Origin of the sequence: Stenotrophomonas sp. yr243 (assembly GCF_900184195.1) — a bacterium.
Classification (GTDB): Bacteria; Pseudomonadota; Gammaproteobacteria; order Xanthomonadales; family Xanthomonadaceae; genus Stenotrophomonas; species Stenotrophomonas lactitubi.
The window spans coordinates 674,460-688,578 of the sequence record NZ_FXWT01000002.1 but is presented as its reverse complement, the minus strand read 5'-3'; the positions used below and the strand labels follow the sequence as shown (position 1 = coordinate 688,578).

Here is a 14,119-nt window from a genome sequence, read left to right as displayed (position 1 = left end):
CAGGCTGTGCTGACCATGCTCATGCGATGGCCCACGGGGTGAATACGCCGCGGAACCGCATCTTTCCAGAGGCAAGGCGGTCATAGGCTTCTGTAGCCTGGTCGAGGCGGAATGTTTCGACCAGCGGCCTGACTTTGCCTTTTGCTGCGAGGTCCAGCACTTCGCCAAGGTAGTGCTGTCCGCCATGGGTCGAGCCGATGATGCGCTGGCGCATCATGTGGAATGGCACGCCCTCGGAGGAGATCGAGAACGGCCTGCTGAAATCCAGCCCGCACAGGACGATGCGGCCATCGATACGCAGTCCGTTCACGGCCTCTTCGGCCGAATTGAAATCATTCGTTGTCACCAGCAGGACGTCGGCACCGCCGATCTCTTTCAGTTCCTTGCCCGTACCGACCACATGGTCGGCACCCAACTGGATGGCCAACGCGCGCTTGTCCGCAGAGTGGGTAATTGCAATGGTCTCAAAGCCGCAGGCTTTGGACAGCTGCAGCGCAACGTGGCCCAGCCCGCCGATGCCGAGCACCGCGATCTTCTCGCCCGGCTGTGGTGCGGCATCCCGCAGGCCACTCCACGTCGTATAGCCCGCGCACATCATGGGCGCGGCATCCACGTAGGAAAGGCCGTCGGGCAGCAGGACCGTACCCTCCGCCGCGACGGCGATGTACTGGGCATGGCCACCCTGTGCGGCAAAGCCGGTTGTGCGCGGCGAGACGCAGTTCATTGCGGTCTGGCCGGTCAAGGGACGGTTCTCGCGGCAATAGGGGCAGCGGCCGCAGGACGATTGCACCCAGGTGGTGCCTATCCGGTCACCGATCCGACGCGTGTGTACGCCGGCGCCGATCTCTACGATTTCCCCGACAACCTCATGTCCTGGTGTCTGGGGGTAGATATCCCCCCCGTAGCCCTGCGTCGCCCAGACATCGGTGTAGCACATGCCCGAGGCATGAACCTTGACCAGTACTTGGCCCGGCTCCGTTCTGGGCACAGGAACGTCGTGGACTTCCCACGGCTTGTCCGGTCCAGTCATCACAACAGCTTTCATCGTGTCCATCGTCTTGAATCCTGTCTGGGGTGGACGTCTGGCCGCGCTGCGGCGTGGGGACGTTGTGGTGGCTGGAAGCGTAGAGCGGGGCTACTATCAAGACAATCGAGACAGTCTTTGATTCCATGATGAAGAAATTTCAGCAATCGGGTGGCGTGGATCTCACTGCGCTGAGCGCATTCCTGGCGGTCGCGGGGCAACGCAGCTTCCGGGCTGCGGCAGCCGAGCTGAACATCACGCCTTCTGCGATCAGCCATACGATCAAGGCCCTGGAACAGCGATTGAATGCGCGCCTGTTCAATCGCACCACGCGAAGCGTGTCCCTGACCGATGCGGGTGAACGCCTGGCCGGGAAGCTGCGGCCGGCGATGGCGTCGATCGAGGAGGCCATCCTGGCCGTTGACGATGATCTCGGGGTTCCTCGCGGAACGATCAGGATCAACGCCAGCGACGGCGCGATCCGGTTGGTGCTGCAGCCCGTGCTCGCCCGGTTTCTGCGCATGTATCCGCAGGTCCACCTTGATATCGTCAGCGACGGGAGATTGGGCGATATCGTGTCGGAGGGATTTGATGCAGGTATCCGGCTCACCGAAGCGGTGCCCAAGGACATGGTCGCAGTGACGGTGACCGCACCGATGCGCTTTGCTGCTGTGGCGTCACCGGCCTATCTGGAGCGACGCGGGCGTCCGCGTCTGCCTCTGGACCTGCATCAGCATGATTGCATCCGGTTCCGGTTCGAGAGCGGTGCCCTCTATCGATGGGAGTTCGAGAAGCGCGGTGTCAGCGAGCGGATCAATGTTGATGGACCGATCACGCTGAGCGATCAACCGCTGATGGTTGATGCTGCCATCGATGGCATTGGCATCGCTTTCGTTCCCGAACACCTCGCAGCTGAAGGACTGGCCGATGGGCGGCTGGAACGGCTTCTGTACGATTGGTGCCCCGAATTTCCGGGACTCTCGCTCTATTACCCGGGGCACCGCCACGTCCCGCCAGCACTGCGTGCACTGATCGCGTTGATTCATCAGAAGGGGCCGGGCGCGCGCGACGGTTGAGCAACCGCCGCATTGTGCGATGGAGTGCAACGGCCCTCAGAAGAAGGGCGTGGTTGCGTGCACCATGGCGGATAGATGCGCAGAGCGCGCTTGCCGCCCAGACCCTCGCGCGACATCACGCCGCGATGGCGACGGCGTCCAACGCGCTCACGCTTCCGGCAGCGGCTCCGGCACCGAACCCGGTACGAACACGCCTTCCTTCACGTAGGCGGCCAGGGTCATGTCCAGCGCCAGCATCCCATCGCGCTTCAGGTCCATCAGGTCCGGCTCGACCATCGCCCCGTGCAGCACGCCGAGCACGGTAGCGTGCAGCATGCGCGCGGCGATCTTCGGGTCGGCGCCGTCGCGCAGCTGGCCCAGGTCCTGTGCACGGCGCAGGGCACGTTCCATCCGCTCCAGGGCGTCGCGGAAACCGCTCTGCTGCAGTTCGGTCAGCACCCTGGTGTCGGCGGAGGCATCGCTGCGCAGCATGATCTCCATGGTCTTGCGCAGGCGCTCGTCCTCGGACAGCTCGATGAACGAGTGGATCATCACCGCGCGCAGGTCATGCACCGGCGTGTCGCGCTGGTCGGTGGAGGTGCGCTCCAGTTCCTGCATGAAGGGCAGGTGCACCCGCTCGACGATCGCGGTCAGCACCTCGCCCTTGTTCTTGAAGTGCCAGTACACGGCGCCGCGGGTGTAGCCGGCGCGGGCACCGATCATCTCCAGCGTGGTGCGGGCCACGCCGTGTTCGTGAAAACAGGCTTCGGCGGCATCCAGGATGCCTTCGCGGGTTGCCTGGGTGTCCTCTTTGGTCTTGCGGGCCATGAGCGAGTACGAGTGCAGGTGAAACGTGGCTGAATTGTACCGCTTTACAAACAAACACGCATGTATGTATATTTCCTTCCCATCATTCCCGTCGTGTGCGTGGCAGGCCTGTCCTGGCTCCCACTCCACCCGGGTGGGCGCTGTTCGCGCGGTCTTCACTCCTGCAAGGGGAGGGTCCGTCGTATCAGCACCTGCTGAGATCCCTCCCTTCAAGAGCCATTCCCATCATGTTGCTGAGCCGAATCCGACCCTTCGCGTTGTCGCTGGCGATCGCTGCCACCGTCGCTGCCTGTGGCGGCCAACCCCAGGCGCCCGAACAGGGGCCGGGCCAGGTCAGCGTGGTCACGCTGAAATCCGAAACCGTCGGCCTGACCCGTGAGCTGCCGGGCCGCACCAATGCCTTCCTGGTGGCCGAAGTGCGCCCGCAGGTCAACGGCATCGTCGCCAAGCGGCTGTTCACCGAGGGTGGGATGGTCAAGGCCGGCGAGCCGCTGTACCAGATCGAGGACGCCAGCTATCGCGCCCAGGCCAACAGTGCGCGTGCACAGCTGGCCCGCGCTGAAGCCACCGCCAATGCGGCGCGGCTGAGCGCCAAGCGCATCACCGAGCTGGCCAAGGTCGACGCGGTCAGCCAGCAGGATCTGGAAAACGCCGTGGCTGCGCAGAAGCAGGCCGAGGCCGATGTCGGCGCCGCCAAGGCATCGCTGGATGCCGCCAACGTGACCCTCGGTTATGCGCGCATCACCGCGCCGATCAGCGGCCGCATCGGCAAGTCCAGCGTCACCCAGGGCGCGCTGGTCAGCGCCGGCCAGGCAACTGCGCTGGCGACCGTGCAGCAGCTGGACCCGATCTACGTCGACCTCACCCAGTCCTCGGCCGAGCTGCTGCAGCTGCGCCGCGAACTGGCCGCTGGCCGTCTGCAGGACAACCAGCAGACACCGGTCAGCATCCTGATGGAAGACGGCAGCACCTTCGAACACAAGGGCACGCTGGAGTTCTCCGAAGTCAGCGTCGATCCGGCCACCGGCAGCTTCGCGCTGCGGGTCAAGGTCGACAATCCCGACGGTCTGTTGATGCCGGGCATGTACGTGCGCGCGGTGATCGGCGGCGGCGTGCGCAGCGATGCGGTGCTGGTGCCGATGCAGGGCATCGCCCGCGATCCGAAGGGTGATACCAGCGCGATGGTGGTCGGCAAGGACAACAAGGTGGAAGTGCGCCCGGTCAAGGTCAGCCGCACCGTCGGCGACAAGTGGCTGGTCGAGGACGGCCTGAAGGCCGGTGACAAGGTCATCGTCGAAGGCCTGCAGAAAATCGGCCCGGGCATGCCCGTGAACGCCACCGAACAGGGCGTCGCCCCGGCCAAGCCGGCCGCCGCCCAACCTGCAGCTGCGGCCGCAGGCGCGAAGTAAGCGGAGAACCCCATGGCACGTTTCTTCATCGATCGACCCATCTTCGCGTGGGTCATCGCGATCATCATCATGCTCGCCGGCGGCCTGGCCCTGTTCAAGCTGCCGATCTCGATGTACCCCAACGTCGCACCGCCAGCGGTGGAAATCAGCGCCAGCTACCCGGGTGCTTCGGCCAAGGTGGTCGAAGACTCGGTGACGCAGATCATCGAGCAGAACATGAAGGGCCTTGATGGCCTGATCTACTTCTCCTCCAACAGCTCCTCCAACGGCCAGGCCACCATTACCCTGACCTTCGAGAGCGGGACCAACCCCGACATCGCCCAGGTGCAGGTGCAGAACAAGCTGCAGCTGGCGATGCCACTGCTGCCGCAGGAAGTGCAGCGGCAGGGCATCAACGTGGCCAAGTCCAGCTCGGGCTTCCTGAACGTCATCGCGTTCGTGTCCGAAGACGGCAGCATGGATGCCAACGACATCGCCGACTACGTCGGTTCCAATGTCGTGGACCGTCTCAGCCGCGTGCCGGGCGTGGGCAACATCCAGGTGTTCGGTGGCAAGTACGCCATGCGCATCTGGCTGGACCCGAACAAGCTGCACACCTACGGCATGTCGGTGCCGGAAGTGGTTGCTGCGGTGAAGGCACAGAACGCGCAGGTGGCCATCGGCCAGCTGGGTGGTGCGCCGTCGGTGAAGGGCCAGCAGCTCAACGCCACCATCAACGCGCAGTCGCGCCTGCAGACCCCGGAACAGTTCCGCAACATCATCGTGCGCGGCGCGCAGGACGGTGCAGAACTGCGCCTGGGCGACGTTGCCCGCGTCGAACTTGGTGCCGAGTCGTACGACTTCGTCACCCGCTACAACGGTCAGCCGGCCAGCGGCCTGGCGGTCACCCTGGCCACCGGCGCCAACGCGCTGGATACCGCGGCCGGTGTCGATGAAACCCTGAAGGAACTGGAAGGCTTCTTCCCGGCCGGTTTGAAGGCCGAGATCCCGTACGACACCACCCCGTTCGTGCGCGTGTCGATCAAGGGCGTGGTGCAGACCCTGCTCGAAGCGATCGTGCTGGTGTTCGTGGTGATGTACCTGTTCCTGCAGAACTTCCGCGCCACCCTGATCCCGACCATCGCCGTACCGGTGGTGCTGCTGGGTACCTTCGGCGTGCTGTCGGTGCTGGGCTTCTCGGTGAACATGCTGACCATGTTCGCGATGGTGCTGGCCATCGGCCTGCTGGTGGACGATGCCATCGTGGTGGTGGAGAACGTCGAGCGCATCATGTCCGAAGAGGGCCTGTCGCCGCTGGAAGCCACCCGCAAGTCGATGAGCCAGATCACCGGCGCGCTGGTGGGTATCGGCCTGGTGCTGTCGGCGGTGTTCGTGCCGATGGCCTTCATGAGTGGCTCCACCGGTGTGATCTACCGGCAGTTCTCGGCGACGATCGTGTCGGCGATGGCATTGTCGGTGCTGGTGGCCATCGTGCTGACCCCGGCGCTGTGCGCGACCATGCTCAAGCCGCTGAAGAAGGGCGAGCATCACGTCGCCCACAAGGGCTGGTCGGGTCGCTTCTTCAACGGCTTCAACCGTGGCTTCGACCGTACCAGCGAAAGCTACCAGCGCGGCGTGCGCGGCATCCTGCATCGCCCGTGGCGGTTCATGGGCATCGTGGCCGCGCTGTTCCTGCTGATGGGCGTGCTGTTCGTGCGCCTGCCCAGCTCGTTCCTGCCCAATGAAGACCAGGGCGTGCTGATGGCACTGGTGCAGGCACCGGTCGGTGCAACCCAGGAGCGCACGCTGGAATCGATCGCCGCGCTCGAAAAGCACTTCATGGAAAACGAGAAGGGCGCCGTCGAGTCGGTGTTCTCGGTGCAGGGCTTCAGCTTCGCCGGCATGGGCCAGAACGCGGGCATGGCCTTCGTCAAGCTGAAGGACTGGAGCGAGCGTGACGCCGACAACGGCGTGATGCCGATCACCGGACGTGCGATGGCCGCACTGGGGCAGATCAAGGATGCTTTCATCTTTGCCTTCCCGCCGCCGGCCATTCCGGAGCTGGGGACGGCCTCGGGTTACACCTTCTTCCTGAAGGACAACAGCGGCCAGGGCCATGAGGCATTGCTGGCGGCCCGCGACCAGCTGCTCGGCCTGGCGGCCGGCAGCAAGAAGCTGGCCAACGTGCGTCCGAACGGCCAGGAAGACACTCCGCAGTTCCGCATCGATATCGATGTGGCCAAGGCCAGCTCGCTGGGCCTGTCGATCGACCAGATCAACACCACCCTGGCCACTGCGTGGGGCAGCTCGTACATCGATGACTTCATCGATCGCGGCCGCGTCAAGCGCGTGTTCGTGCAGGCTGACCAGCCGTTCCGCATGGTGCCGGAGGACTTCGATCTCTGGTCGGTGAAGAACGACAAGGGTGAGATGGTTCCGTTCAGCGCCTTCGCCAGCAAGCAGTGGGACTACGGTTCGCCGCGCCTGGAACGCTACAACGGCGTGTCGGCCACCGAAATCCAGGGCGAACCGGCCCCGGGCGTGGCGTCCGGTGATGCCATGGCCGAGATCGAACAGCTGGCCAAGCAGTTGCCGGCGGGCTTCGGCGTCGAGTGGACGGCGATGTCCTACCAGGAACGCCAGGCGGGCTCGCAGACGCCGCTGCTGTACACGCTGTCGCTGATGATCGTGTTCCTGTGCCTTGCCGCGTTGTACGAAAGCTGGAGCGTGCCGACCTCGGTGCTGCTGGTGGCGCCGCTGGGCATCCTCGGTGCGGTGCTGGCCAATACCTTCCGTGGCATGGAGCGCGACATCTATTTCCAGGTGGCGATGCTGACCACGGTGGGCCTGACCAGCAAGAACGCGATCCTGATCGTCGAGTTCGCCAAGGAGCATCTGGAGAAGGGCGCGGGGCTGATCGAAGCGACGATGCACGCGGTCCGCGACCGTCTGCGCCCGATCATCATGACCTCGCTGGCCTTCGGCATGGGCGTGCTGCCGCTGGCGATCTCCAGCGGTGCCGGCTCCGGCGCCAAGCAGGCGATCGGCACCGGCGTGCTCGGCGGCATGGTGGTCGGCACCGTGCTCGGCGTGTTCTTCGTACCGCTGTTCTTCGTCGTGGTGCAGCGCGTGTTCAAGAAGCGCAACGCCACCGAGTGATGACAACCGGTAGCGCCGGGCCATGCCCGGCGAATGCCTCACCGCATAGTCGCCGGGCCCGGCCCGGCGCTACCACCGTGACCCCCAAGGTGTCGCTATGAAATTCTCTTCTCTTGCAGTATCCCTCGCCACCGCGCTGGCGCTCAGCGCGTGCGGCACCCTGGCGCCGAAGAACACCGCAGTGGCCCCGGCCATTCCGTCGCAGTGGCCGGCGGAAGCCGCGCAGGGCGAAGTGGCCGATGCGGCCGCTGTCGGCTGGCGCGACTTCTTCACCGATGAGCGCCTGCAGCAGGTGATCGGGCAGGCGCTGGACAACAACCGCGACCTGCGTGTGGCCGTGCTCAACGTCGAGAAGGCGCGTGGCCAGTACCGCGTGCAGCGCGCCGACCGCGTACCGGGCGTGGCCGTGACCGGGCAGATGGATCGCCGCGGTGGCGACGTGCCGGTGACCGAGCAGTTCAGCGCGGGTGTCGGCGTGGCCGAGTTCGAACTGGACCTGTTCGGCCGCGTTCGCAACCTGAGTGAAGCCGCGCTGCAGCAGTACTTCGCTGTAGCCGCCAACCGTCGCAATGCACAGCTGAGCCTGGTGGCCGAGACCGCCACCGCGTGGTTGACCTACGGTGCCGACCAGCAGCGCCTGGCGATCGCCGAAGCAACGGTGAAGACCTATGAGGATTCGCTGCGTCTGGCCGAGGCACGCCATGAGCGTGGCGGCAGTTCGGCGCTGGAACTGACCCAGACCCGCACTCTGGTCGAGACCGCGCGCACCGATGCCGCGCGTCTGCGTGGGCAGCTGGCCCAGGACCGCAACGCGCTGGCGCTGCTGGCCGGTGGCCAGTTGGATCCGGCGCTGCTGCCGGACAGCATCGCGCCGCAGGTGCTTGCACTGGCACCGCCGCCGGCCGGCCTGCCCAGCGACGTGCTGCTGCAGCGCCCGGACATCATGGCGGCGGAACATCAGCTGCTGGCCGCCAATGCCAACATCGGTGCCGCACGCGCCGCCTTCTTCCCCAGCATCTCGCTGACCGGCAGCATCGGCAGTGGTTCGGGTGAACTGTCGGGCCTGTTCGACAGCGGCACGCGGGTGTGGAGCTTCCTGCCGAAGATCACTTTGCCGATCTTCCAGGGCGGCAAGCTGCGCGCGAACCTGGCGGTGGCCAACGCCGATCGCGATATCGCGCTGGCGCAGTACGAAAAGTCGATCCAGAGCGGTTTCCGCGAAACCGCCGATGCGCTCGCATTGAATGTCAGCCTGGATGAGCAGGCCGCCTCGCAGCAGCGCCTGGTGGACGCGGCCGAGCAGGCCAACCGCCTGTCGCAGGCACGCTATGACGCCGGCCTGGACAGCTTCGTTACCCTGCTGGATGCACGCCGTACCGCCTACAACGCGCAGCAGACACAGCTGCAGACGCAGCTGGCGCAGCAGTCCAACCGCATCACGTTGTACAAGGTGCTGGGCGGCGGCTGGCACGAGCGCGGGTAAGCCGCGCCTCCGGTAGGTGCCAACCTGCCGCGCCTCTGGTAGGTGCCAACCTTGGTTGGCACAGGGCCAGCCGACTGCGCTGACGCATCCGTGCCAACCAAGGTTGGCACCTACCGGAGCAGGTCAAGATTGGCGTGGGCCAGTCAGGCCAAGCGTCACCGTCACACCGCTTCGTCATCCCGCCGCTCGGTGCGGCAGGCGCGTACCCGCGTCAGTGCGTCGCCGGCTTCGCGCGCCATCTTCTCGTACTCGGCGCGGATCTCTTCCAGACGCTCTTCGTCCAGTTCTTCCAGGTCCAGCAGCTCGTTGTTGGCATCGGCGGTGGCGCGGATCAGTTCATCCAGCTTGATCTGCATCGCCGCCGTGTCCGAGTTCTGCGTGTGCTGGATCAGGAACACCATCAGGAAGGTGATGATCGTGGTGCCGGTGTTGATCACCAGCTGCCAGGTATCGTTGAATTTGAATATCGGGCCGCTGATGCCCCACAGTACGACGATCGCCACCGCAGCCAGGAAGGTCCACGGCGAGCCGGTGGCGGCCGCGGCCTTCTTGGCGATCGTATTGAACAGGTTCCTTGCGCTCATCGTCATCGTTCCACTGGAATGACGACGATCATCGGCACGTGGCCGTGCAGGTGCCGTGCAGTCGAACGTGGGTTCAGGCGCGCAGGCGCGGTGCTTCCTGGCTGCGCACCGGGCTGGCCAGGTAGACGTGCTGCCAGCAGCGTTCGACGAATTCGCGGGCCTGCGCTTCGGTCAGGCGCGGCATGATCTGCAGGGCGTACTGGGTCTGGAACAGCTCATCGCGCTGGGCATTGCTGGCGCGAGGTTGGGTGATCAGCGAATCACAGGCGAACTTGATCCACGGCACATAGGTGCCGAACGAGGTGTGCGCGAGTGCGCCATCGGCGTGCTGGCGGCGCCAGTAATCCAGCTCCGCATCGACATTGATGACAGGGGGAATGGCGGGAACTTCAGCGTGCATGACGATCCAATCGGTTGAAGGTGAAAGGGAGTGGGGGCTCGTTACAGTGTGGCCCGGACGGTGGTGCATGCCGCGTCAGCGCGATGTGCAGCCAGCGTGGCGATGGCGCAGCAGCTGTGCGTGTTCAACCGCACCCAGGCGTTCGGCCATGCCGGCCATCGCATTGCACAGGCGCACCAGGTCGCGGGGATGATCGAGCAGCAGATCCTGCTGCATGTCCTGGTAGGCGCTCCAGAACGGGGCACTGCGCTGGTGCAGTGCGTATTGCTGCTGCAGTCGGTCCCAGATCGCGGCCAGGGCCGGGTCGCTGGGAGGACGTACCGCATGCGCTTGCATGGTCGGCTCCAACCCGGGGCAGGGGCCCCGGTTGCATTCCACCCTAGACGCGGCTGCGCAGCAGGATGTTAGTGACGCGTGTTGACTACACGCAGCTGACTGCGCAGCAGTTCACGTTGAAGCCGGCAGACGCTGCCGGCACAAGGCTGTGCCGGCACTGAAGCGTTCATCAAGGCGGACTCATCAGCTGTGGCGGATGCTCATTCGCCGATGTCTTCGTTCCAGATTTCCGGATGTTGCGCAATGAAACCGCCAAGCAGGTCCACGCATTCCTGGCTGTCCAGGTCGATCACGTTGACGCCGTTTTCGCGCAGCCAGTCGATGCCGCCCTGGAAGGTGCGCGATTCGCCGACCACCACCGTGCCGATGTTGAACTGCCGCACCAGGCCCGAGCAGTACCAGCAGGGAGCCAGGGTCGTGACCATGATGGTGTCCTGGTAGCGGCGCTGGCGGCCGGCCTTGCGGAAGGCGTCGGTCTCGCCATGCACGGACGGGTCGCCTTCCTGCACGCGGCGGTTGTGGCCGCAGCCGAGCAGGCGGCCGTCGTTGTGGTACAGCGCCGCGCCGATCGGCACGCCGCCTTCGGCCAGCCCCTGGCGGGCTTCGGCAATGGCGGTCTGCAGCAGGGCCTGGTAGTCGGGCGTGGTGATCATGCGGGGCTCCGGTAGGTCGTGGGGCGCCATGATACGGCCAGCGTTCCCCGCAGGGGCCCGGCGGTGCGATAATCGGGGCATGAGCGAATCCCCCTACAAATCCGGTACCACCCATTTCGGGTTCCGCGACGTTGACGCCAAGGACAAGCAGAAGCTGGTCGGCCAGGTGTTCACGTCGGTCGCGCGCAACTACGACCTGATGAACGACCTGATGAGCATGGGCGTGCACCGGGCATGGAAGCGCTACTACGTAGCCACCGCGCAGGTGAAGCCGGGTGACCGCGTGCTCGACCTGGCCGGTGGCACCGGCGATATCGCCGCGCTGCTGAAGGAACGGGTTGGCGCCGAGGGTTCGGTGGTGCTGGGCGACATCAACGCCGGCATGCTGTCGGTCGGCCGTGACCGCCTGACCAACCGCGGCCTGGTGCTCGGCCTGGACTACGTGCAGTGCAACGCCGAAGCCCTGCCGTTCCCGGACAACAGCTTCGACCTGGTGACCATCGCCTTTGGTCTGCGCAACGTGACCGACAAGGATGCCGGCCTGCGCGAGATGTTCCGCGTGCTGAAGGTGGGCGGCCAGGCCCGCGTGCTGGAGTTCTCCGAGGTCACCGCGGACTGGTTCAAGCCGATCTACGACTTCCACTCGTTCAAGATCCTGCCGAAGCTGGGCAAGCTGTTCGCCAACGATTCGGACAGCTACCAGTACCTGGCCGAGAGCATCCGCAAGCATCCGCCGCAGGAAGAGCTGAAGGCGATGATGGGGCAGGCGGGCTTCGAGCGCTGCCACTACAAGAACCTGACCGGCGGCATCGTCTCGATCCACTCCGGCTACAAGCTGTAAGCCTCGCTTTGGTAGGTGCCAACCTTGGTTGGCACACGCCCGTCCGCGAGCGGTGATGGATCCGTGCCAACCAAGGTTGGCACCTGCCAGAGGCAGGCCAAGGTGGGCCCAGGGCCCGCCCGCGAGCGATGACGCAGCAATCCGCCGTGGTAGAGGCCGACCTTGGTTGGCACAGGTCCTACCGTGAGCGCTGACAGATCCGTGCCAACCAAGGTTGGCACCTACCGGGCCATCGCGGGGCCGGCCATTACCCCGCACCGCGCAACGCTTCCCGGCCGGGGGAGAGGTACCATTGGGGTTTGATCCCCGTAACGGTCCCGATTCATGCGCAATCCGCTGATGCTCCTTCCGCTGGCCGTGGCCCTGGCCGCCGGCTGCTCCCAGGAGGCGGCCGCACCCGCCGCCGCCCCGACTGCCCAGAAGGCTCCCGCCGCCCCCGTGAACGCCGAAAACCGCAGCCACGATGAAAGCTCGTACGCCGAGCCGGACAAGGTCGTCGTCAAGGACATCGCGCTGGATCTGAAGCTGGACTTCGACCAGAAGCAGATCGGCGGCACCGCCACCTACACCCTGGAATGGAAGCAGAAGGATGCCAAGCAGCTGGTGCTGGACACCCGCGAGCTGAGCATCGCCAAGGTTGAAGCGATCGCCGCCGACGGTGCGCGCAGCCCGCTGCAGTTCGTGCTGGCCCCGGTGGACAAGGTGTTCGGCAGCAAGCTGACCATCGAAACCCCGGATCAGCCGGCCAAGGTCGAGGTGACCTACCACACCGCACCGACCGCGTCGGGCCTGCAGTGGCTGGCGCCGTCGATGACCGAGGGCAAGAAGCTGCCCTTCATGTTCAGCCAGTCGCAGGCGATCCACGCCCGTTCCTGGGTGCCGCTGCAGGACACCCCGAGCGTGCGCTTCACCTACAGCGCGCACGTGGTCTCGCGCCCGGACGTGATGGTGCTGATGAGCGCCGACAACGATCCCAAGGCCGCGCGTGACGGTGACTACACCTTCAAGATGCCGCAGCCGATTCCGTCCTACCTGCTGGCCATCGCGGCCGGCGACCTGGTGTTCGAGCCGATCTCCGGCCGTTCCGGCGTCTGGGCCGAGCCGACCATGGTCAACAAGGCCGCCAAGGAATTCGAAGACACCGAGAAGATGATCGGTGCCGCCGAAAAGCTGTACGGCGAATACCGCTGGGGCCGCTACGACATGCTGGTGCTGCCGCCGTCGTTCCCGTTCGGCGGCATGGAAAACCCGCGCCTGACCTTCGCCACTCCGACCGTGATCGTCGGCGACAAGTCGCTGGTCTCGCTGGTCGCCCACGAACTGGCGCACAGCTGGTCAGGCAACCTGGTGACCAACGCCAGCTGGAAGGACATCTGGCTCAACGAAGGCTTCACCACCTACGTCCAGGGCCGCATCACCGAAGCCCTGTACGGCAAGGAGATGGCCGAGATGGAAAAGCAGATCGACCAGACCGATCTGCTGGCCGAAGTGAAGGACATGAGCCCGGCCGACCAGGCGCTGGCGCTGCCGCCGCTGAACGAGCGTGACCCGGACGAAGCCCTGAGCCAGGTGGCCTACGTCAAGGGTTCGTGGTTCCTGGAATTCCTGGAACAGCGCTTCGGCCGCGAAACCTTCGATCCGTTCCTGCGCGGCTGGTTCGATGACCACGCCTTCCAGAGCGCGAATACCGACCAGTTCGTCGAGTACCTGAAGAAGAACCTGCTGCCGAAGAATCCGTCGGCGGTCACCGAGGCCGAACTGAAGGCGTGGCTGGACGAGCCGGGCATTCCGTCGTTCGCGGCCAAGGCGCAGTCGCGCAACTTCAGCAGCGTGGATACCGCGCGTATCGCTTTCGCCAGCGCCGGCACCGTGCCGAGCAGCCAGGTGATCGCCGAGTGGAGCACCCAGGAGTGGGTCCGCTTCATCGACGGCCTGGGCGCCACCCAGCCGCTGGACAAGCTGGCCACGCTGGACAAGGCCTTCCACTTCACCGGCACCCCGAATGGCGAGATCGCCATGCGCTGGTACCCGCTGACCATCCGCAGCGGTTACGAGCAGGCCAATGAAGCAGCCGCTGCCTTCATCGAGCGTGTCGGTCGTCGCAAGCTGATCCTGCCGATCTACGCCGAACTGGTGAAGACGCCGAAGGGGCTGGAGCTGGCCAAGCAGGCGTTCGAGAAAGCCAAGCCGGGCTACCACCCGATCACCACCGCCTCGGTGCAGGACATGCTGGCCAAGGCTGAAGCGAAGTAAACGGTAGTGCTGGCCGCTGGCCAGCAACCCGAGACTGCTTCACCAGCAACGGCGGGGAAACCCGCCGTTGCTGTATCCGCTTTTCGCTGCCGATAGAATCGGCATGCACCCGTAA

The 14,119-nt window shown here is 65.3% G+C and carries 12 protein-coding genes; 6 read left to right on the top strand and 6 right to left on the bottom strand.

Annotation, left to right across the window (positions count from 1 at the left end; translation table 11 throughout):
* Positions 1 to 19 precede the first annotated feature (19 nt).
* Complete coding sequence (locus QOL57_RS09790) at positions 20 to 1,054, bottom strand: alcohol dehydrogenase catalytic domain-containing protein (RefSeq protein WP_176429835.1); 1,035 nt, start codon at positions 1,052 to 1,054, stop codon at positions 20 to 22.
* A 116-nt stretch (positions 1,055 to 1,170) separates the two neighbouring features.
* Between QOL57_RS09790 and QOL57_RS09785 the strand changes: the two genes are divergently transcribed.
* Positions 1,171 to 2,100, top strand: a complete 930-nt coding sequence (locus tag QOL57_RS09785; RefSeq protein ID WP_089236972.1) for a LysR family transcriptional regulator — start codon at positions 1,171 to 1,173, stop codon at positions 2,098 to 2,100.
* Positions 2,101 to 2,247: 147 nt separating this feature from the next.
* On the opposite strand, the gene smeT is transcribed toward QOL57_RS09785, so the two are convergent.
* Entirely contained in the window at positions 2,248 to 2,907 is a 660-nt protein-coding gene (gene smeT, locus QOL57_RS09780) for an efflux transporter SmeDEF transcriptional repressor SmeT (RefSeq protein ID WP_089236970.1), read from the bottom strand.
* A 227-nt stretch (positions 2,908 to 3,134) separates the two neighbouring features.
* On the opposite strand from smeT, the gene smeD reads away from it, so the two are divergent.
* The 3 genes from smeD (at position 3,135) to smeF (ending at position 8,937) form a co-directional block, all read left to right on the top strand.
* Positions 3,135 to 4,316 carry a multidrug efflux RND transporter periplasmic adaptor subunit SmeD gene (smeD, locus tag QOL57_RS09775; protein ID WP_089236968.1) on the top strand — a complete coding sequence of 394 codons (1,182 nt, stop codon included), beginning with the start codon at positions 3,135 to 3,137 and terminating at the stop codon, positions 4,314 to 4,316.
* Positions 4,317 to 4,328: 12 nt separating this feature from the next.
* Positions 4,329 to 7,454 carry a multidrug efflux RND transporter permease subunit SmeE gene (gene smeE, locus QOL57_RS09770; protein ID WP_089236967.1) on the top strand — a complete coding sequence of 1,042 codons (3,126 nt, stop codon included), beginning with the start codon at positions 4,329 to 4,331 and terminating at the stop codon, positions 7,452 to 7,454.
* 97 nt (positions 7,455 to 7,551) lie between these two features.
* Positions 7,552 to 8,937 carry a multidrug efflux RND transporter outer membrane subunit SmeF gene (gene smeF / locus QOL57_RS09765; RefSeq protein ID WP_089236965.1) on the top strand — a complete coding sequence of 462 codons (1,386 nt, stop codon included), beginning with the start codon at positions 7,552 to 7,554 and terminating at the stop codon, positions 8,935 to 8,937.
* Positions 8,938 to 9,098: 161 nt separating this feature from the next.
* On the opposite strand, the gene QOL57_RS09760 is transcribed toward smeF, so the two are convergent.
* From QOL57_RS09760 to QOL57_RS09745, 4 genes are all read right to left on the bottom strand, one after another.
* Positions 9,099 to 9,521 carry a low affinity iron permease family protein gene (locus tag QOL57_RS09760; RefSeq protein ID WP_089236963.1) on the bottom strand — a complete coding sequence of 141 codons (423 nt, stop codon included), beginning with the start codon at positions 9,519 to 9,521 and terminating at the stop codon, positions 9,099 to 9,101.
* A 73-nt stretch (positions 9,522 to 9,594) separates the two neighbouring features.
* The gene (locus QOL57_RS09755; RefSeq protein WP_089236961.1) at positions 9,595 to 9,921 is read right to left on the bottom strand and encodes a hypothetical protein; all 327 of its coding nucleotides are present in this window, start codon (positions 9,919 to 9,921) and stop codon (positions 9,595 to 9,597) included.
* A 75-nt stretch (positions 9,922 to 9,996) separates the two neighbouring features.
* Positions 9,997 to 10,257 carry a hypothetical protein gene (locus QOL57_RS09750; RefSeq protein WP_089238112.1) on the bottom strand — a complete coding sequence of 87 codons (261 nt, stop codon included), beginning with the start codon at positions 10,255 to 10,257 and terminating at the stop codon, positions 9,997 to 9,999.
* A gap of 200 nt (positions 10,258 to 10,457) precedes the next feature.
* Complete coding sequence (locus tag QOL57_RS09745) at positions 10,458 to 10,910, bottom strand: nucleoside deaminase (RefSeq protein ID WP_005411083.1); 453 nt, start codon at positions 10,908 to 10,910, stop codon at positions 10,458 to 10,460.
* Positions 10,911 to 10,989: 79 nt separating this feature from the next.
* On the opposite strand from QOL57_RS09745, the gene ubiE reads away from it, so the two are divergent.
* Both ubiE and QOL57_RS09735 read left to right on the top strand, forming a co-directional pair.
* Positions 10,990 to 11,751 carry a bifunctional demethylmenaquinone methyltransferase/2-methoxy-6-polyprenyl-1,4-benzoquinol methylase UbiE gene (gene ubiE / locus QOL57_RS09740; RefSeq protein ID WP_025877269.1) on the top strand — a complete coding sequence of 254 codons (762 nt, stop codon included), beginning with the start codon at positions 10,990 to 10,992 and terminating at the stop codon, positions 11,749 to 11,751.
* Positions 11,752 to 12,075: 324 nt separating this feature from the next.
* Complete coding sequence (locus QOL57_RS09735) at positions 12,076 to 14,004, top strand: M1 family metallopeptidase (protein WP_089236959.1); 1,929 nt, start codon at positions 12,076 to 12,078, stop codon at positions 14,002 to 14,004.
* The last annotated feature ends 115 nt before the right edge of the window (positions 14,005 to 14,119 follow it).

Bases quoted from the DNA above. Each gene is read 5' to 3' on its own strand.
- QOL57_RS09790 (WP_176429835.1), bottom strand. From the start codon at position 1,054: ATGGACACGATGAAAGCTGTTGTGATGACTGGACCGGACAAGCCGTGG.
- QOL57_RS09785 (WP_089236972.1), top strand. From the start codon at position 1,171: ATGATGAAGAAATTTCAGCAATCGGGTGGCGTGGATCTCACTGCGCTG.
- smeT (WP_089236970.1), bottom strand. From the start codon at position 2,907: ATGGCCCGCAAGACCAAAGAGGACACCCAGGCAACCCGCGAAGGCATC.
- smeD (WP_089236968.1), top strand. From the start codon at position 3,135: ATGTTGCTGAGCCGAATCCGACCCTTCGCGTTGTCGCTGGCGATCGCT.
- smeE (WP_089236967.1), top strand. From the start codon at position 4,329: ATGGCACGTTTCTTCATCGATCGACCCATCTTCGCGTGGGTCATCGCG.
- smeF (WP_089236965.1), top strand. From the start codon at position 7,552: ATGAAATTCTCTTCTCTTGCAGTATCCCTCGCCACCGCGCTGGCGCTC.
- QOL57_RS09760 (WP_089236963.1), bottom strand. From the start codon at position 9,521: ATGAGCGCAAGGAACCTGTTCAATACGATCGCCAAGAAGGCCGCGGCC.
- QOL57_RS09755 (WP_089236961.1), bottom strand. From the start codon at position 9,921: ATGCACGCTGAAGTTCCCGCCATTCCCCCTGTCATCAATGTCGATGCG.
- QOL57_RS09750 (WP_089238112.1), bottom strand. From the start codon at position 10,257: ATGCAAGCGCATGCGGTACGTCCTCCCAGCGACCCGGCCCTGGCCGCG.
- QOL57_RS09745 (WP_005411083.1), bottom strand. From the start codon at position 10,910: ATGATCACCACGCCCGACTACCAGGCCCTGCTGCAGACCGCCATTGCC.
- ubiE (WP_025877269.1), top strand. From the start codon at position 10,990: ATGAGCGAATCCCCCTACAAATCCGGTACCACCCATTTCGGGTTCCGC.
- QOL57_RS09735 (WP_089236959.1), top strand. From the start codon at position 12,076: ATGCGCAATCCGCTGATGCTCCTTCCGCTGGCCGTGGCCCTGGCCGCC.